This is a genomic window from Gluconobacter oxydans (assembly GCF_006539685.1).
In the GTDB taxonomy this organism is placed as follows: Bacteria; Pseudomonadota; Alphaproteobacteria; order Acetobacterales; family Acetobacteraceae; genus Gluconobacter; species Gluconobacter oxydans.
Map to the genome: position 1 here is coordinate 12,209 of NZ_BJNM01000008.1, position 17,070 is coordinate 29,278.

Sequence of the window (17,070 nt, forward strand, 5' to 3'; positions counted from 1 at the left end):
CTGCCACTCAGGTACTGTAGGAAAAGTCAGGTGCGTGCGGGAACGTTGCGCAGGAAGGCCACGCTTTCGACGCAGGCGGCTGCCGCTTCACGGCCCTTGTTCTCGGCATCCTTGCGGGAGCGGTCCACGGCCTGCTGTTCGGTGTAGGTCGTGAGGATTCCGAAGGCGATCGGTACTTCGGTGGCAAGCTGGGCCTGCATGATTCCGATGGTGGCGCCGAGTGAAATGAACTCGAAATGCGCGGTATCACCCTTGATGACGCAGCCCAGGCAGATCACGCCTTCATATTTGCCGGACTTTGCCAGACGCTGGGCCAGAAGCGGCAGCTCGAAAGCGCCGGGCGCGTCATAGACGTCCACATCCGTGATGCCGCGCTCTTCCAGCCATTCGAGCGAGCCGTTCTTCAGGCCGCCCGTAATGTTCGTGTTGAAGCGGCTGACCACGATGGCCATTTTCGGCGCGGGCGAGAGACGCAGGTCGGGGGCTACGGGGATGTGCTTGCTCATGCCGGCTGTTCCTGAAGGAAATGGCCCATCCGCGTGCGTTTGGTCGCAAGATAGGCGCGGTTGAAAGGATTGGCCTCGATTTCCAGCCGCTCGCTGGATTTCACGTCAAAGCCGAAGCGGACCAGGTTGGATTCCTTGTCCGGATTGTTCGTCAGAAGGCGGAGTGAACTCACGCCCAGATGGCGCAGAAGGTCGGCTGCCGCATCCCATTCACGGGCATCGGCGGGCAGTCCAAGGGCTTCATTGGCCTCCACAGTGTCCATGCCATGATCCTGAAGCTCGTAGGCGCGGATCTTGTTGGCCAGGCCGATCCCGCGTCCTTCATGGCCGCGCAGATAGACCAGCACGCCGGATTCCGACGCCGAAATCCGTTCCAGCGCCTCGCGGAGCTGCGCGCCGCAGTCGCAGCGCAGGGAGCCGAGCGCATCGCCCGTCACGCATTCTGAATGCAGCCGCACTAAAGGCACGCCTTTGGATGGATCGCCCTTCACCAGCGCGACATGCTCCACGCCATCGACGGCGCGGAAGGCATGGATCCGCAGGTCGTGGCCGCCGAAGATGCTGGGCAGGGCGGATTCGGCCACCATTTCGCCAGCGGCCGGGACGGGCGTGCAGATCAGGTCATGACCTGCGACAGGGCCACGGCCATGCTCGCGGCACCAGTCCTGAAGGTCTGCGATGCTGACCACGGGCATGTTGTGCTTTGCCGCGTATTTCCGAAGTTCCGGCAGGCGCATCATGCTGCCGTCATCGGCCATGATCTCGCAGATCACGCCAGCCGGTTCCAGCCCGGCCAGACGCGCGATGTCGATGGAGCCTTCGGTATGACCGTTGCGGCCCAGAACGCCTTCGGGATGGGCGCGGAGCGGGAAGATGTGGCCGGGTGAGACGACATCGTCCGGTGTTGCGTCCGGATTGGCCGCGACGACGATCGTGCGCGCGCGGTCGGCGGCGGAAATGCCGGTCGTCACACCTGTTGCCGCTTCGATCGAGACCGTGAAGGCCGTGCCGCGCGGATCGCGGTTGCGCGTGACCATGGGCGGCAGGCCGAGGCGGTCCACCTGTTCGGCTTCCAGCGGCAGGCAGACCAGCCCGCGCGCCTCGCGGACCATGAAATTGATGGCTTCCGGCGTGGCGAACTGCGCCGCCATGACCAGATCGCCTTCGTTCTCACGGTTCTCGTCATCGACCATGACGACCATGCCGCCAGCGCGGATGGCCTCGATGGCCGCTTTCAGGGACGGCTTCATGATGCGGCCTTTGCAAGACTGGGCGAGAACCGCAGCAGGTTCTCGACATATTTGGAGAGCACATCGACTTCCACATCCATCCGGTCTCCGACCGACAGCGTGGAGAGGTTGGTGTGTTCCCAGGTGTGCGGGATGATCGTCAGGCCGACTTCGAAACCGGCCTGGTTGCCGCGAGTGATGTCGTCATGCAGCTCGTTCACCGTCAGGCTGATGCCGTCGAAAGTGATGGAGCCCTTTTCCACGACATACTGGCGCAGGGCCTGCGGAACGAACACGCGCAGAGCATAGGAATCGCCCGCCTTTTCGATGCTGGCGAGGATCGCGATGCCATCCACATGGCCCTGCACGATATGGCCCGAAAGACGTGTGCTGGTGGCAACGGCGCGTTCCAGATTGACGCGTGATCCGGCTTTGAGCTGGTCCAGTGGGGTCCGGGAGAGTGTTTCACCGCTGAGATGGAACGTCGCCACGCCTGCCGCATCGAAGGTCTCGACCGTCAGACACACGCCGTTCACGGCCACGCTCTCGCCGAGTTCCAGATCAGGAAAGCCGGTCTCCACGGTCAGATCCATCGCTTTGTCACGGACAGAAGCGGAGCGGACGGTTCCCAGACGCTCTATGATTCCAGAGAACATGCGTTTTCCCTCAGCAGTCGCAGCGGGCTCTCGTCCCGCGATTTCAGGTCGATGCGGTCAGCGCCCGCAGTTTTGTGACCCGGAGTCTTATGAATGGTGAGCCAGTCATCCCACAGCCCGGCTTTGGCCACGGATGCCAGCAGGGCAGGACCGGCCTCGATCATCGCCCAGTTCACGCCCCGCTCCGCCAGCATGGCGGGGACGGAGAGCAGATCGGAGCTGGTGAGAACTTCGAACCCGGCCTCCGTCATTTCGGAAACCCAGTCTGCCGGAAGGCGCCCGTGGCGGTCGCAGACGACGAGCAGGCGCGGCGAACGGCCTTCATGATCCGCGACATGCCGGACCGTGAAGCGCGGCCGGTCCGCCAGAACGGTGCCCACACCCGTGATGATCGCATCCGTTGCCCGGCGCAGGCGATGCGCAAGGGTGAGCGAGTCCGGTGATGTGAAAGTTTTCTGTCCCGGCGGCGGCACCATGGAGCCGTTTTCGTCCAGCGCCTGCTTGACGCTGATCCACGGGCGGTGCCGGACGACGCGGCTTGCGAAAGGGGCCAGAAGGGCGCGGCAGTTCCGTGCCAGATCGGTCATGTCCGGCCGATCCGCCAGCATGACGACGTGCTTTCCAGCGGGCATTTCGCGCAGTCGCGCCGCACCGCCAGCGGCCTGCGGGTTCGGATCAGCCGCACCGATCCAGACCTCGCGGACCGGGCTATTGCGCAGGGCTTCGCTGCATGGCGGGGTACGGCCCGTGTGATTGCACGGCTCCAGCGTCACGAGGGCCACGCGTGCCTGATCCAGCACACCTGCCGCCCGGGCCTGCGCCAGAGCCATGGCTTCGGCATGCGGCTGCCCGACGCGCGGATGGACGCCGACCGTGAGGATACGGCCCTCCGCATCCAGCAGCGTACAACCCACAGACGGGTTGGGAGCCGTGGCGCCGAAGGTTTCGACAGCCTGCGAGATGGCCGAATGAAAGCCATGGCGGATCGCGGTCAGCGAAACTGTGTCGGAAAGGGTCGTCTGGTCAGCCAAGTTGCGTCTTCTGGTCCCGTTACACTCGGGACGCCCGCAAGGCGCACGCCGCCCTCAGCCGATACGGAATACAGGCCGGGCAAAGGGCGCCCAAACCTGTCCGTCACCGGACAAGTGCTGCGTTCTCTTCCATCCGGACTCTAACCGTCGGCTCCGGAGTCTCACCGGATCTGCTTGTCCCTTCCGAACCGAAATCCGGAAGGCGCTCGCGGGCTGAGGCGGAGAAATCCGCCAATACCGCCGGTGGAGAATTTCACCCCGCCCTGAGAACGTCTTTGTTCAAAGGAAACTATGGGACTGTCCTGCGGTGAATGACAAGCAAAAATGCGTTCGCATTCCAGTGAGGACAGATCCGGTCTGCGGGGCAGATACGAAAAAGCCGCCAGATCCAAAGATCTGGCGGCCTGTCTGTTAGACCCGCTAGCCCGGAGAAGAGGTTCAGTTCCGGGAAGCAGGGGTGTTACGCTGAATGGCGTTCTGCGTTGCATTGGCCCCGCGGGAAACGTCATGCCCGACCGAGCTCACGTCCTGACCGGCGCCATGAACGGTATTGCAGGCCGAGAGCGAAACACCGGCACCGGACAGAAGAGCCAGGGACAGGGCAATGCGTGCGATGGATTTGGTGGACATAGGTAAAAATCCTCTAAAGAGCGTTTTGCCTTGTAAACGACATCCGATGACAATGGTTCACAACAGGAAGAGAAATTTTTTCTCAGGTAATGAGCCGCCTGGACCGGGAAAATGACTTGATACCATTCTGACGGGGCTCATTCTGAACGACCTGCGCCGTCACGCGCTTTATGAAATGTTTTCCCCTGCTGTGAGGATCCATGTCCAGCTCCCAGAACCGCCCTGCCATCGTCTGGTTTCGAGACGATCTGCGCATGGCAGACCATCCTGCCCTGCATGAAGCCGCCGCTTCCGGCTGGCCGCTGATCTGTCTCTACATTCTTGATGATGTCACGCCGGCTCTCCACCCTCTCGGAGCGGCCGCGCGCTGGTGGCTTCGTGGAGCGCTGGCCGATCTGCGACGGAACCTGGAAAAGCAGGGCGGGACGCTGCTGACGCTTTCCGGCTCGGCTGAAAAGCGGCTTCCGCAGCTCGCGAAACAGACGGATGCGGCCTCTGTCCACTGGCATCATCGTTTGCATGAACGGGAGCGGGCGCAGGACAACCGCATCCGGCGCACGCTGGAAGAGCAGGAATGTGAGGTCCACGCGCAATGGGGCACGGTTCTGGTCGATCCGGACACCGTGCAGACGAAACAGGGCGGATTCTACAAGGTCTGCGGGTCGTTCTGGAAAGCCCTTCAGACCCATGCCGTTCCCGAACCGCTCGAAGCGCCGTCCCGCCTGTCGTTCCACGCCATCCCCGCCTCTGTCCTGTCCGATGCCCGGCTGAACGAGGACAGCCTCTGTCCGCAGGCGCCGGACTGGGCGGCGGGTTTTCGCAAAACCTGGGAGCCGGGTGAGGCCGAAGGGCAGGAGCATCTTGAGGATTTTCTAAAGAATTCCGTCGCAGGTTATCCCAGAGGCCGGGACCGGGTGGCGGAGGAAGGGACGTCCCGTCTGTCGCCCTATCTCGCCTCCGGCGCGGTATCGCCCCGGCAGGTCTGGGCCGCGCTTCAGAAGCACGGCGCGCATACGGATGGTCCGCGGATCTTTCTGTCGGAACTCGGCTGGCGGGAGTTCGCCCGCTACACGCTGTATCACCTGCCCAAACTGCCGTTTGAGAACCTCAGCCCCAAGTTTTCCGGAATGCACTGGCGCAGGAGTGCTGCCGATCTGAAGGCCTGGCAGCGCGGGCAGACGGGGGTGCCGATCGTGGATGCCGGAATGCGTCAGCTCTGGCAGACCGGCTGGATGCATAACAGGGCGCGCATGATCGTAGGCTCATTCCTGACAAAGCATCTGCTGATCGACTGGAAAGAAGGGGATGCCTGGTTCCGCGACACACTGGTGGATGCAGATTTCGCCAATAACGCCATGAACTGGCAGTGGGTGGCTGGCACGGGCATCGAGGCCACACCGTTCTTCCGGATTTTCAATCCCACGCGACAGGCCGAGAAGTTCGATCCGAACGGCGACTATATCCGTCAGTGGGTGCCGGAACTGCGCCGTCTTTCCGGCAAGGCCCTGTTCGAGCCCTGGGCGGCAAAGGACGAAGAACTGGAAAAGGCGGGTGTCAGGCTCGGGAAGTCCTATCCCCGCCCGATCGTTGACCTCAAGGAAGGGCGGGATCGCGCCCTTCAGGCCTTCAGGAGTCTCTGAACTCCCGAAACTCCGGCCCCCCGCTGTAAAGAGGGGCCGGAACGAGCGGATCAGAGACCGCCGTTCAGGAAGTTGTTAACGTCACCGCGGGTCTTGTTCCCGAGATTGTTAACGCGGTCACGCAGCTGCTGCAGGCGCTGGGTCTGCTGGTCACGCATGTTGGTCAGTCTGGACTGCTCGTTGTTGATCTGGTTCTGCAGACGGGCCTTCTGGTTGGCCGGAGCGTTCGCATACTTGTCTTTCAGGTCCTGCAGACGCTTCTCACGGGCGGCCTGCGCTTCCTGGGACTGCTTCTGGTAGTTCTGGACCCGGCTGTTCAGGCAGTCTTCCCGCTGGGCCAGACGTCCGATGACATCGTTCTGGCCGTTCTGCTGGCAGTTGCTTGCAGCCGTGGTGTCAGCGGCGTGAGCCTGCGGTGCAAGGGAAACAGCTCCGGCAATCAGTCCGGCAGCAAGCATCCAGCGGGAAAAAAGGGTGAAGTTCATAAAATCTCCTGTAAACGGATCAGTAAATCAGAGCACGCCCTGATGGCGGGAATGTGGCCCCTGCGAACAGCGGGCTATTCCATGCCTTCGGCGATCGTCGATATCCGTTCGGGCATCAATAACGTGATATGGGTAATGCTTCTGATACTGATAAGTTTCTCTTTTTTGAATGCGCTGAGGATCCGGCTGACTGTTTCAATAGTGAGTCCGAGGTAATCCGCAATGTCGGTGCGCGGCATCGGAAGGTCGAGTTCGACCGGACGGGCGGAGTCGGGCCTGTCCAGATGGGTGCAGCGTTCGATCAGGAAAGTGGCCACGCGCTCACGGGCGGTTTTGCGTCCCAGAAGCGTCATGCGGGCCTGCATGAGGGCCAGCTCGCGGGAGGCCTCCTCGCGCAGACGGTGTTCAAGGCTGGGGAAGCGTTCGGTCAGGCGCTGCATACCGGCATGGGGAAAGCGGCACAGCGTAGCGCTGCCCAGGGCTTCGGCGCCAAAAGCATAACTGGTGGAGGCCGCAAGCCCAAGGAAGTCTCCGCCTTCCGCAAAGCCGGTAATCTGGCGCCGGCCATCCGGAAGCAGGGTGAAGAGCTTGACCCTTCCACCCGTCACCACAAAGAAATCGTGGGCCGGCGCACCCTCTTCTATAAAGGACCGGCCGTCAGCGACTGTCATGCGGGAAGACTCGTTGGCAAGAACGGCCAGATCGCAGTCGTCAATGCTGTTGCAGATACTCAGACGACGGCCCACGCAATGGGCGCATCGATCATGGACATCCTCCGGACTATGTGACGCTGACATGATGAACCCCGTTTCCGTTGCGCTGACCTCGGCCTGAAGACTTTCAGCCACACTACCACATAATTTACCAGACTTGATTCAGGTCAACGTGATGGGTGGGGATGAGTGCTTTGTGAGGCTCAACGAATGTTGATGGAACTTCCAGATGAAATTTAACGCTTTTGCGCTGGCTGCCGCAGTCGGTGTTGTTGCAACTCCGGCGTTTGCCCAGACGGTCCCTGCCCAGACCGCCCCGGCAACTGCTCCTGCTGCTCCTCAGGTCATGGTCAGTGCTCCCATGACGGCGGCTCCGGTGCCTTCCGTGAACATCCATGCGCCGGCTTCGGGTCGCTGCGGCCTGTTCCGGACCTGCGCCAACACGCGCATCGGACTCGGCAAGGGCGACTTCATCGTCCGTCTGTCCGCTCTCGGCGTTCTGCCGGAAGACCGTGACAGCAGCCTGTCCCTGAACGGCGCCCATCTCGGTGGCCGCGTGAAGACGACGCGTCAGGTCATGCCGGAACTGACGTTCGAATATTTCTTCACGGATAACCTGTCGGTTGACCTGATCGCCGCCAGCACCCGTCACGAGATCGCCGCTGAAGGCGTTCCGGGTCTGGGCAAGGTCGATGTTGGCAGCGCCTGGGTTCTGCCGCCGACGGTCACGTTCGCCTGGCACTTCCGCCCGCACAAGCGCTTCAATCCGTATGTGGGTGTTGGCGCAACGCTGGCATGGTTCCACAACATCTCTCCGGCCAACAATGGCCTGACGCAGAAGGTGAACATCGGTGTGACCGGTGGCCCGTCCGTCAATGTAGGCTTCGACTACCAGGTCGTCGGCAACTGGTTCTTCAACTTCGACGTGAAGCAGATGTTCATGCGTGTCCACGTCTGGGCCCAGGACAGTGCCGAGACGACGAAGATCACGGCGCATGATTCCCTCGACCCGACCGTCGTTGGCGCAGGTATCGAATACCGCTTCTGATTTTCCGATCAGGATCTGGATCTTGAGAAAGCGGCCCTTCCCCGGAAGGGCCGCTTTTTTGCGTTTTTGTGGCAATCTCATAAAACTTTTGCAATGCGATCATTCGGGAAGTGCAAAAGTCCCATCGTTTCCTTATGTGACATCTGGCGTCCTGCCATGGGCATGGTAAGACCGTCTGCCATGAAAACGTCCGACTGGTGGCAGATACAGTATTTTCCAGACGTTTCGGACGAAACGGGACGTCTGTCCTGACAGAGTTACGGGGTTTTCTATCAGCATGCGCGTTTCACGCGTCGGCGCGCTGGCCATAGGCCTGCTATGCCTGGCCATCCTTCTCGTCGTCGTCCTGCGGTTCCGAACCCCGCATTCACCCGTTGCAGCGGTCGAGTCCCCCATGGTGACGCAGTCACAGGGGCACCTTGTCGTGCGCGAAGGCAGCCCGCTTGAGAAACGCCTGATCATCCAGGAGGTTGCCAGCGTTTCCCGCGGTCATGGTCTCGCGCTGCCCGCACAGGTCATGACGGAACCCGACCGGCAGGTGAATGTCTACGCGCCCGTCACCGGGCGGATTACTGGCGTCTCGGTCCATCTGGGCCAGAAGGTCCATCGCGGACAGGTCCTCGCCACGATTGCCGCCGGCGATCTGGATCAGGCCTGGGCTGACGATACCCGTGCCCGCGCGGCTCTCGATTTCGCACGCCGGGCCTATGCCCGCGCCCAGGGCGTTCAGGCGATCGGCGGCAATGCCGTCAAGGATCTGGAATCCGCCCGCAACGATCTGGCGCAGGCCCAGGCGGAAGCCGAGCGGACGCAGCGCAGGCTTCAGGTTCTGGGCGCACGTCCGGGCTATTCGGCGCAGGGACAGGCCCCGCTCGTCTCGCCGGTGGATGGTATCGTGTCCATGACGACCATGGCGCCGGGCGAGAACATCACCGACCCGACCGCGATCCAGATGACGGTTCTGGACCTGTCGGAAGTCTGGATCGCCGCCGCCATCCCGCAGGACAGTCTGGCGCAGATCAGCGACGGCAATGTGCTCTCGGTCAGCTTCGATGAATCCCCGGGGCGGACCTGTTCCGGCCGTGTCGTCAGCTTCGATCCTGCGCTTCATCCCGATACGCGCCGGATCAACGCCTATATCGCCTGCCCGAACATCGATGGCGCCCTGCGCCCGGGCATGTTCGTGGATGCGACGCTGAATGTCCCTCAGGGCAGTGACGTCATCATCCCCAAGGCCGCACTCCTGATGAACAACGATCAGGTGTCCGTTTTCGTCGAGGTTGCACCGCGGACGTTCCAGCGGCGCGACATCGTCATCAGCTATGACGAGGGCGACAGTGTCCGTGTGCTCAAGGGGCTTTCCGCCGGTGAACGCGTCGTGACGAGCGGTGCCATTCTTCTGAATGATGACTGAGCCGGTGGCCCTGAGCTGATGATCGAACGTTTCATCTCCTGGTGCTTCAACCACCGGAACATCGTTTTCTTTTCCGCCCTGATCCTGGCGCTTCTCGGTGGTCTTTCCTGGAAGATCCTGCCGGTCGAGGCCTATCCGGATCTGGGTGCGGTCAGTGTCTCGATCACGACGCAGCAGGAGGGTCTGGCCGCCGAGGAAATGGAGCAGCAGGTCACGATCCCGCTTGAGCGGACGCTGGCCAGCGTTCCCGGCGTGACGGACAGCCGCTCCACCAGCACGTTCGGCCTGTCGCTGATCACGCTGATCTTCCGTGAAGGCACGAATGTCTACGCGGCGCGCCAGCTCGTGGAGACGCAGCTTGCCAACAACCCGCTGAGCAATGGCGCCATGCCGTCGCTCGGCCCGATTTCCGGTCCAAGCGGCGAGATCTACCGCTACACGCTGGAATCCGACGACAAGAACCTGCTGGAGCTGTCCGATCTCCAGCGCTGGACCATCATCCCCGCGATCCAGCACGTGCCCGGCGTCGTCAGTGTAGACAATTTCGGTGGCCTGACGCGCGAGTACCAGCTCGTTCTCGATCCGGCATCGCTGATGCGCTACCACGTTGGTCTTGAGGACGTGCTGACCGCCATCCGCAACAGCAACGTCAATGCCGGCGGTGGCCGCGTCAGCCGGGGCGAGCAGTCCTACATCATCCGCGGGATCGGCATGATCCATACGCTGGACGACATGGGCAATATCGTCGTCGCAAGCCACGGCGGCGTGCCGGTCTTCGTCAAGGATCTGGGGCAGGTCCAGTTCGGGCATCAGGTCCGTCAGGGCATTCTGGGCAAAGACAAGAATCCGGATACCATCGAAGGCGTGGTGACGATGCTGAGCGGGGAGAACCCCTCGCTTGTGCTCGACGGGCTTCACAGCACGGTGGCCAAGCTCCAGCAGCAGCTCGCGCCGAGCCATGTCCGCATCGTGCCGTATATGGACCGTGACCATCTGGTCCTGTCCACGACCCACAAGGTCACGGAAACGATGATCGAGGGTATTCTCCTCGTCGGCGTGATCCTGACCCTGTTCCTTGGCAGTCCCCGCAGTGCCATCGTCACGGCCGTGACGATCCCGCTCGCGCTGTCGGTCGTGTTCGTGCTGATGCACAGCTTCGGCATGTCGGCAAACCTGTTCTCGCTCGGCGCCATCGATTTCGGCGTGATCGTGGATGGTGCCATCGTCATCACCGAGACGATCCTCCGCATCCGCGAGGAGCGCCCGACCGAGGCGCTCGTTCCGTCCGAAGTCCTGCCCGTCGCCCAGCGCGCGGGGCGGGCGATCTTCTCGTCCACGCTCGTCATCATCGTGGCCTACAGCCCGCTCTTCGCCTTCGAGGGCAGCGAGGGCAAGCTGTTCCGTCCGATGGCCTATACCGTCAGTTTTGCGCTGCTCGGTGCGCTGCTCTGCGCCCTGACGCTCATTCCGTCCCTGACCTATCTGGCCCTGCACAAGCCCAGGCACATCTGGCACAACCGGCCGCTGGAATGGCTGCATGCGCGTTATACGCACTGGCTCGGCCATTTCATCGACCGTCCGCTGATCGCCTATGGCGCCGGTGTTGCGGCCATGGTCGCGGTCGTGATCCTGGGCGCGACGATCGGACGTGAGTTCCTGCCCGATCTGGACGAGGGGTCACTCTGGCTTCAGGTGCAGATGCCGACGGGGATTTCGCTGGAAAAGGGCGAGTCCATCGCCAACGAACTGCGGCATGCCGTTCGTGAGTTCCCCGAGACATCCTACGCCATCACGCAGCTTGGCCGTTCGGATGACGGCACTGATCCCTGGACGCCGTCGCATATCGAGATGCCGGTTGGGCTCAAGCCCTATGACCAGTGGCCCTCCGGCGAGACGAAGTCGCAGTTCGTCGAGCGTCTGCGCGCCCGTCTGTCCAGGATTCCGGGGATCGATTTCGGCATCAGCCAGCCGATCCAGGATAATATGAGCGATCTGGTCGGCGGTGCGCACAGCCCGCTCGTCCTGCGCGTCTATGGCAATGACTTCCAGGAACTGCGCCGTATCGGCCAGCAGATCGTGGACATTCTCCATCAGGTTCCGGGAACGGCCGAGGCGTCGATCTTCCAGGAGCCGCGCATCCCGCAGATCGACGTGGTGGCCGACCGTCTGGCCGCGGCGCGTTACGGTATCAACATCTCGGATATTTCCGATGTGGTGTCGAACGCCATCGGCGATGCGCCCATCACGACCGTCTATGTGGATGATCGCTTCTACAACGCGACGCTGCATATCCGCCGCAAGGATCTGCAGGACATGCAGTCGCTGTCCCAGATTCCGCTTCTGGATGCGGAAGGGGCCTATATCCCGCTGTCGCAGGTCGCGCATGTCGGGTTGCATATGGGCGAGAGCAACATCGCCCATGAAATGAGCCACCGCCAGATTACCATCCGCGTGGACAACGGCAAGCGGCCGCTCTCGCAGTATCTGGCGGACGCGCAGGGTCGCATCGACCAGCAGCTGCATTACGACAAGGAAAAATACACGCTCGAATGGGCCGGCTCCTTCCAGCAGGAAGAGCGGGCCCAGAAGCGCCTGATGATTGCGCTGGGCGTGATGTTCGCCGTCATGCTGGTTCTGCTGTTCGCCGAGTTCCGCAAGATCCGTCAGGCCCTGCTGATCCTCAGTGTCGTGCCACTGGCAACGCTGGGTGGCCTGATCGCGCTGCATGTCCGGGGTGAGACGCTGAATATCGCGACTGCCGTGGGCTTCATCGCACTGTTCGGTGTGGCGGTGCAGAACGGCATTATTATGATTGCCAGCATCAACCGCCATCGTGTGGAAGGTCTGGGTGTGCGCGATGCGACCATCGCCGGTGCGGCCGAACGCTTCCGCCCGGTCCTCATGACCGCCACGGTCGCGACAGCAGGCATGTTCCCGGCAGCACTCGCCACGGGCGTGGGCACCGACGTGCAGCGCGGTCTGGCAACGGTCGTCGTGGGCGGTCTGGGCATTGCCACGCTGCTGACGCTGTTCGCCCTGCCGGTCTATTTCAGCGAGCTTGAAATGTGGGTTGAACGCCGGGATGCGAAGAAGCGTCCGAAACCTGCCGCAGACGGAGCCGGATCATGATGCTGCGCTCCAGAATGTCCCGCCGTGTTTCGCTTCTTCTGTGTCTGACCGTGCTTTCAGCCTGTGCGGTCGGTCCGGATTTCCATCGCCCGGACCTGCCGAAAAACATGGCCTATCAGGGCGCGCGCCTGACAGCTACGGCCGGGCATGGCGTGGTTGGTGCTACCGTGCAGCAGCAGTTCCAGTCAGGCGTGGATATTCCGGGCCAGTGGTGGACGGTGTTCGGCAATCCGAACCTGAATGCGCTCGTCGATCAGGCGCTGGCAAACAACCAGTCCCTGCGTGCCATGCAGCAGGGGCTGAAATCCGCCTGGGAACAGCGCCGGATCGAGGGTGCCGGGCTGTATCCAACGCTCTCCGCCTCGTTCAATCCGACACGGAACAAGACATCGCGCGTCTACTCGCCGATCCCGAACGCCAATGTCTGGCTGTACAACGTTCATACCGCGCAGCTGAATATCGGCTATGTGCCGGATCTGTGGGGAGGCACGCGCAGGGCGATCGAGGCGGCCGGGGCCCAGGCGGATCTGCAGAAGTTCCAGCTTGAAGCGACCGCGCTGACCATGATTTCCGATCTCGTGAATGCGACGATCGAGGAAGCCACGATCCGCGCCGAAATTGACGCCACGAACGAGCTCATCCGCAGCCAGCGCGCCGTGCTGAAAACCGTGACGGCCGAGCAGGGTCTCGGCAATGCGTCGCGGCAGGACATGGCCCAGCAGCTGGCATCCGTGGCCCAGCTTGAGGCGACGCTGCCGGGTCTGAACCTGCAACTGGCCCAGACGCGGGACCAGATGGCCGTGCTGGTCGGCGTGACGCCCAATTCACCGCTGCCGGAGTTCCGGCTTGAGCAGTTTACCCTGCCGAAGACGCTTCCCGTCTCGCTGCCTTCGGACCTGCTGAACCAGCGGCCTGACATCCGCGCTGCTCAGGCACAGATCCAGTCCGCCAGTGCGCAGATCGGCGTGGCCATCGCCAACCGTCTGCCGAACGTGCAGCTCAGCGCCACGCCGGCGCAGGCGGTCGGGGTCATGAGTGATTTCTTCAAGCCCGGCTATGGCAACTGGACGATCGCCGCAACCGTCATGCAGCCAATCTTCCAGGGCGGTTCGCTTCTGCATGCCGAGCGTCAGGCGCGCGACAACCTGCTTCAGGCCAATGAGACGTACAAGGCCACGGTCCTGTCCGCGATCCAGGACGTGGCAGACAGTCTGCATGCCGTGACCTTCGACGCCGATGCCCTGACGGCCAATGAGAATACGCTGAAGGCAACGTCCCAGAGCCTGAAAATCGCCCAGGGGCAGCTTCGTCTTGGCGATGTCAGCGAACTGGTCATGCTTCAGGCCCAGCAGACCAATGCACAGGCCCGTCTGGCCTATGTTCAGGCCGAGGGCGCGCGGTTCTCCGACAGCGTGGGGCTGTTTCAGGCCTTGGGTGGCGGCTGGTGGAACCGCAATGACATGGGCATGACGCCGGCAGCACAGAAGTCGCTCGGGAAGTCGCTGCTGCCTTGGTGAGGGCGCTCAGGGCTCTGCCCTGAAACCCGCCAAAGGCCGGGGGCCTTTGGAAACCGTTTAATCGGGATCAAAGGGACCGCGTCCCTTTGCGGGGTTCCGGGGCAGAGCCCCTGAGAACACGCCCTTACGGACGCGGTGCGTAAATCGCGCTCAGGCGATCCGGTGTGCCTTCGATGCGCTCCAGATGCGGGTAACGCAGACCGTCGTGATAGGGGATGGAGACCGTGCTGACATGGTCGCCGGACTTCACGATCAGACGAATATCCTGCTTCGGATCTTTCTGCGCGTCCGTGACGGCATGGAGCAGACGCTGCGGCGTGAAGCTCATGTCGTTGACGGCCAGGATCGTCATGCCCGGAACGATGCCCGCCTTGAAGGCCGGGCTCATCCAGTGCTCACGTCCCACATGTCCGGCGCCGGTCACGGTCAGGCCGAGGGAGAAGGACAGGTCCGTGGCATGGCGGGCGGCTTCACTGGCCTTGATGAAGGAGGTCGGCTTGGACGTGTAGACCAGCTTGTAGCCGCCATTGGTCAGGCCATCGAGCGGCGCATGCGGCTGGATCGTGTCCAGACGGTCATGCAGGAACTTCGCCCAGTCATAGGGCTGTACGCTGTTGAGCGTCGCGACCACATCGTCGAACTGATAGGGGCTGACGACGAAGCTGCCGCTGTTTGTGCCGAAGAAGGCTTTTGCAAAATCATCCAGAGACTTGTGACCGTCTGACAGCTTGCGGATCAGCGCATCGGCATCCAGCCAGACGAGCTGGCCTTCGACGTAATAGTCTTCCGAACGCTGCCAGTCGCGCCATGAGAGCGGGGCACGCTGGGCGATGACCGGATCATTCGTCGTGTCTTCCAGCGGACGCCACTGACGGCCCGTCTGGTTGTCATAGGACGCCGCCATATAGGCCAGGGCTTCGAAGCCCTGATCCTTGGTCACGAGACCCGAACGTGCAGCCAGGACATTGCCCCAGTACTGCGTCTGCCCTTCATACACCCAGAGCAGGGAGCCACGCTGCGGCGTGTTGAAGTTCGGCGCCCACATATCGGCCGGACGGCGATACTTGCCGTTCCAGGAATGGGTGTATTCATGAGCCAGCAGGTCACGCGTGGGGAACGTCTTGTCCCATTCCGTGAAATAGCCCGGAGCCGCACTGTTCTCACTGGACTGGTGATGCTCGAGGCCGATGCCGCCGAGTTCTTCCGTCAGGGCCAGCAGGAAGTCGTAGTGGTCATAGTGATGCGAGCCGAACAGGGATGTCGCCTGACGCACGAGGTTCTGATGCGCGGCAACCTGCTGGGGCGTGGCATCCAGTGAGTCCGGATCATCCGCTACGACATCCAGCGAAACCGGAACATGGTCCGGGCCGGTCAGGTCGAACTTGCGGAAATAGCGTCCGGCATAGATCGGCGAGTCCACGAGCGTATTGAAGGTCGTGGCGTTGAAATGCGTCTCGTCGCCATAGGTGGCGGCGCGGAGGGCCGAGCCGATCTGCCAGCCATGCGGCACGCGTACGGAAGGCTGCACCGTAATATCGCGGGTGAAATACCCTGCCGGGTAGAGTGAAACCTGATCCCACTGCACGTTGACGATGGATGGCGTCATGACGATCCGGCCCATACCCGGCGCGATCGGGGTCATAAGCTGGAAATGCAGATCCAGGCTCGGCGTGCTGCTGGAGACCGGGATGTGGAAGGCGGCGACGTTCACCGTATCGCGCTTCCAGTTCAGTGTGCGGCCACCGCTCTGCACGCGCAGGCTGGCGAACTGTTCGATGACGCCCGTCGGGGAATGGTCGCCGGGGATCCACATTGGATACAGAAGGACCATCTCGCCCTTCTGTTGCGCCTCTTTCGGCACCGGAACCGTCTCATGGATGGACATGACGTGATGGACCGTGTCGGTCGCATCGACCGAAACGGTCAGACTGCCCGGGAAGGGACGGTCCTGAGGTTCCGGGACGGGAGCTGGCATGGGCAGCGGCATGGGCTGGGTCTGGGCAAGCGCGGGAGAGACCAGACCGCTGAAAGCCGTCAGGGCGGCCAGAAGACGCAGAGAGGACATGAGGATATTCCGCTTGTAAATCAAATTACTTCAATCCCTAACCGGCCATGCGGACCTTCACAAGATGGAAGCCTGAAAGACTGGTCTTATTTGCAGGTCCGGACCGCTGGCTCCTTAGAGCCCTTTTGGAAATTCGCTATGATAGGTTTTCAAGAGGTTTTGAGCGTGATTCAAAGGCAGGATGTGGACGCCAGCACAACGAGGCCGCATGGCCGGAATTACACGCAAGACGAAACGCTATCCGTCTGATCTGACAGATGAGGAATGGGAGCGCATAGCGCCTCTGATGCCCCCTGCGAACCGGCGTGGTCGGAAACGGACAACCGATTTCCGTGAGATCATCAATGCTCTGCGCTATCTCGTGCGCTCAGGCTGCGGTTGGGAGATGCTTCCGGTTCATTTTGGCCCATGGCAAACGGTTTACTGGTGGTTCCGCAGGCTGATGCGCCGTTTCCTGTTCCAGACCATTCATGATGTCTGTCTGATGCTCGATCGTGAAGCGGCAGGACGCGAAACCAGTCCATCGGGTGGTGTCATTGATAGCCAGAGTATCAAGGCACCCCACGCAAAGACACGTGGTTATGACGCAGGCAAGAAGATCGTCGGTCGGAAACGTCACATCGCAGTTGATACGGATGGCCGCCTTCTCCTGGTCCAGCTGACAACAGCCGATATTTCGGACAGTGCAGGAGGACAGATGATCCTTGATGCCATTCGTAAACGCTGGCCTTGGGTGAAGCACCTGTTTGCCGATGGAGCCTATGACCGCCTCCAGTTGATGGATAAGGCCACTTTTCTCGACTTCACAGTCGAGATCATCCGGCGGTCAGAGACAGCAAAAGGGTTTGAAATCCTGCCGCGTCGGTGGGTTGTGGAACGGACCTTCGGTTGGATGATCCGCTGGCGTCGCCTTGTGAAGGACTACGAACAGCGGATCGACGTCGCAGAGGCCATGATCCACATCGCCATGGGAAGCCTCATGCTACGCCGAAACGCTCATCCGTGAA

The 17,070-nt window shown here is 61.9% G+C and carries 14 protein-coding genes and 1 riboswitch; of the genes, 6 read left to right on the forward strand and 8 right to left on the reverse strand.

The window, feature by feature from the left end; translation table 11 throughout:
- Positions 1–26: 26 nt before the first annotated feature.
- The 5 genes from ribH to GOX01_RS05010 form a co-directional block, all read right to left on the reverse strand.
- Complete coding sequence (gene ribH / locus GOX01_RS04990; RefSeq protein ID WP_011252548.1) at positions 27–506, reverse strand: 6,7-dimethyl-8-ribityllumazine synthase; 480 nt, start codon at positions 504–506, stop codon at positions 27–29.
- Positions 503–1,756: a bifunctional 3,4-dihydroxy-2-butanone-4-phosphate synthase/GTP cyclohydrolase II gene (locus GOX01_RS04995; RefSeq protein WP_011252547.1), complete on the reverse strand. Its 1,254-nt coding sequence runs from the start codon at positions 1,754–1,756 to the stop codon at positions 503–505. The genes ribH and GOX01_RS04995 overlap by 4 nt, the downstream gene beginning before the upstream one ends.
- Positions 1,753–2,391 (reverse strand): riboflavin synthase, encoded by a 639-nt coding sequence (locus GOX01_RS05000; RefSeq protein WP_011252546.1) that lies wholly within the window; start codon positions 2,389–2,391, stop codon positions 1,753–1,755. The genes GOX01_RS04995 and GOX01_RS05000 overlap by 4 nt, the downstream gene beginning before the upstream one ends.
- Entirely contained in the window at positions 2,373–3,422 is a 1,050-nt protein-coding gene (gene ribD / locus GOX01_RS05005; protein ID WP_011252545.1) for a bifunctional diaminohydroxyphosphoribosylaminopyrimidine deaminase/5-amino-6-(5-phosphoribosylamino)uracil reductase RibD, read from the reverse strand. Before ribD ends, GOX01_RS05000 begins: the two co-directional genes overlap by 19 nt.
- Positions 3,423–3,539: 117 nt before the next feature.
- Positions 3,540–3,697, reverse strand: a riboswitch (FMN riboswitch).
- A gap of 163 nt (positions 3,698–3,860) precedes the next feature.
- On the reverse strand, positions 3,861–4,052 hold the full coding sequence (locus GOX01_RS05010; RefSeq protein ID WP_024716914.1) for an entericidin A/B family lipoprotein: 192 nt from the start codon (positions 4,050–4,052) through the stop codon (positions 3,861–3,863).
- A 200-nt stretch (positions 4,053–4,252) separates the two neighbouring features.
- On the opposite strand from GOX01_RS05010, the gene GOX01_RS05015 reads away from it, so the two are divergent.
- Positions 4,253–5,692, forward strand: coding sequence for a cryptochrome/photolyase family protein (locus GOX01_RS05015; protein ID WP_062269213.1), 1,440 nt, complete (start codon positions 4,253–4,255; stop codon positions 5,690–5,692).
- A gap of 50 nt (positions 5,693–5,742) precedes the next feature.
- On the opposite strand, the gene GOX01_RS05020 is transcribed toward GOX01_RS05015, so the two are convergent.
- Both GOX01_RS05020 and GOX01_RS05025 read right to left on the reverse strand, forming a co-directional pair.
- Positions 5,743–6,177 carry a hypothetical protein gene (locus tag GOX01_RS05020; RefSeq protein ID WP_011252542.1) on the reverse strand — a complete coding sequence of 145 codons (435 nt, stop codon included), beginning with the start codon at positions 6,175–6,177 and terminating at the stop codon, positions 5,743–5,745.
- A gap of 74 nt (positions 6,178–6,251) precedes the next feature.
- Entirely contained in the window at positions 6,252–6,848 is a 597-nt protein-coding gene (locus GOX01_RS05025; protein ID WP_034953992.1) for a Crp/Fnr family transcriptional regulator, read from the reverse strand.
- A gap of 271 nt (positions 6,849–7,119) precedes the next feature.
- On the opposite strand from GOX01_RS05025, the gene GOX01_RS05030 reads away from it, so the two are divergent.
- From GOX01_RS05030 to GOX01_RS05045, 4 genes are all read left to right on the forward strand, one after another.
- Positions 7,120–7,938, forward strand: coding sequence for an OmpW/AlkL family protein (locus GOX01_RS05030; RefSeq protein ID WP_062269214.1), 819 nt, complete (start codon positions 7,120–7,122; stop codon positions 7,936–7,938).
- Positions 7,939–8,215: 277 nt separating this feature from the next.
- Positions 8,216–9,352, forward strand: a complete 1,137-nt coding sequence (locus tag GOX01_RS05035) for an efflux RND transporter periplasmic adaptor subunit (protein ID WP_062269216.1) — start codon at positions 8,216–8,218, stop codon at positions 9,350–9,352.
- Positions 9,353–9,370: 18 nt separating this feature from the next.
- Positions 9,371–12,481, forward strand: coding sequence for an efflux RND transporter permease subunit (locus GOX01_RS05040; protein ID WP_011252538.1), 3,111 nt, complete (start codon positions 9,371–9,373; stop codon positions 12,479–12,481).
- Positions 12,478–13,998, forward strand: coding sequence for an efflux transporter outer membrane subunit (locus tag GOX01_RS05045; protein WP_011252537.1), 1,521 nt, complete (start codon positions 12,478–12,480; stop codon positions 13,996–13,998). Before GOX01_RS05040 ends, GOX01_RS05045 begins: the two co-directional genes overlap by 4 nt.
- A 124-nt stretch (positions 13,999–14,122) precedes the next feature.
- On the opposite strand, the gene GOX01_RS05050 is transcribed toward GOX01_RS05045, so the two are convergent.
- Complete coding sequence (locus GOX01_RS05050) at positions 14,123–16,063, reverse strand: M61 family metallopeptidase (RefSeq protein ID WP_062269218.1); 1,941 nt, start codon at positions 16,061–16,063, stop codon at positions 14,123–14,125.
- A 181-nt stretch (positions 16,064–16,244) separates the two neighbouring features.
- On the opposite strand from GOX01_RS05050, the gene GOX01_RS05055 reads away from it, so the two are divergent.
- Positions 16,245–17,069 (forward strand): IS5-like element IS12528 family transposase, encoded by an 825-nt coding sequence (locus GOX01_RS05055; RefSeq protein WP_011251455.1) that lies wholly within the window; start codon positions 16,245–16,247, stop codon positions 17,067–17,069.
- Position 17,070: the final 1 nt, after the last annotated feature.

Coding starts and splice junctions, on each gene's coding strand:
- ribH (WP_011252548.1), bottom strand. CDS start 506: ATGAGCAAGCACATCCCCGTAGCCCCCGACCTGCGTCTCTCGCCCGCG.
- GOX01_RS04995 (WP_011252547.1), bottom strand. CDS start 1,756: ATGAAGCCGTCCCTGAAAGCGGCCATCGAGGCCATCCGCGCTGGCGGC.
- GOX01_RS05000 (WP_011252546.1), bottom strand. CDS start 2,391: ATGTTCTCTGGAATCATAGAGCGTCTGGGAACCGTCCGCTCCGCTTCT.
- GOX01_RS05010 (WP_024716914.1), bottom strand. CDS start 4,052: ATGTCCACCAAATCCATCGCACGCATTGCCCTGTCCCTGGCTCTTCTG.
- GOX01_RS05015 (WP_062269213.1), top strand. CDS start 4,253: ATGTCCAGCTCCCAGAACCGCCCTGCCATCGTCTGGTTTCGAGACGAT.
- GOX01_RS05020 (WP_011252542.1), bottom strand. CDS start 6,177: ATGAACTTCACCCTTTTTTCCCGCTGGATGCTTGCTGCCGGACTGATT.
- GOX01_RS05025 (WP_034953992.1), bottom strand. CDS start 6,848: ATGACAGTCGCTGACGGCCGGTCCTTTATAGAAGAGGGTGCGCCGGCC.
- GOX01_RS05030 (WP_062269214.1), top strand. CDS start 7,120: ATGAAATTTAACGCTTTTGCGCTGGCTGCCGCAGTCGGTGTTGTTGCA.
- GOX01_RS05035 (WP_062269216.1), top strand. CDS start 8,216: ATGCGCGTTTCACGCGTCGGCGCGCTGGCCATAGGCCTGCTATGCCTG.
- GOX01_RS05040 (WP_011252538.1), top strand. CDS start 9,371: ATGATCGAACGTTTCATCTCCTGGTGCTTCAACCACCGGAACATCGTT.
- GOX01_RS05045 (WP_011252537.1), top strand. CDS start 12,478: ATGATGCTGCGCTCCAGAATGTCCCGCCGTGTTTCGCTTCTTCTGTGT.
- GOX01_RS05050 (WP_062269218.1), bottom strand. CDS start 16,063: ATGTCCTCTCTGCGTCTTCTGGCCGCCCTGACGGCTTTCAGCGGTCTG.
- GOX01_RS05055 (WP_011251455.1), top strand. CDS start 16,245: ATGTGGACGCCAGCACAACGAGGCCGCATGGCCGGAATTACACGCAAG.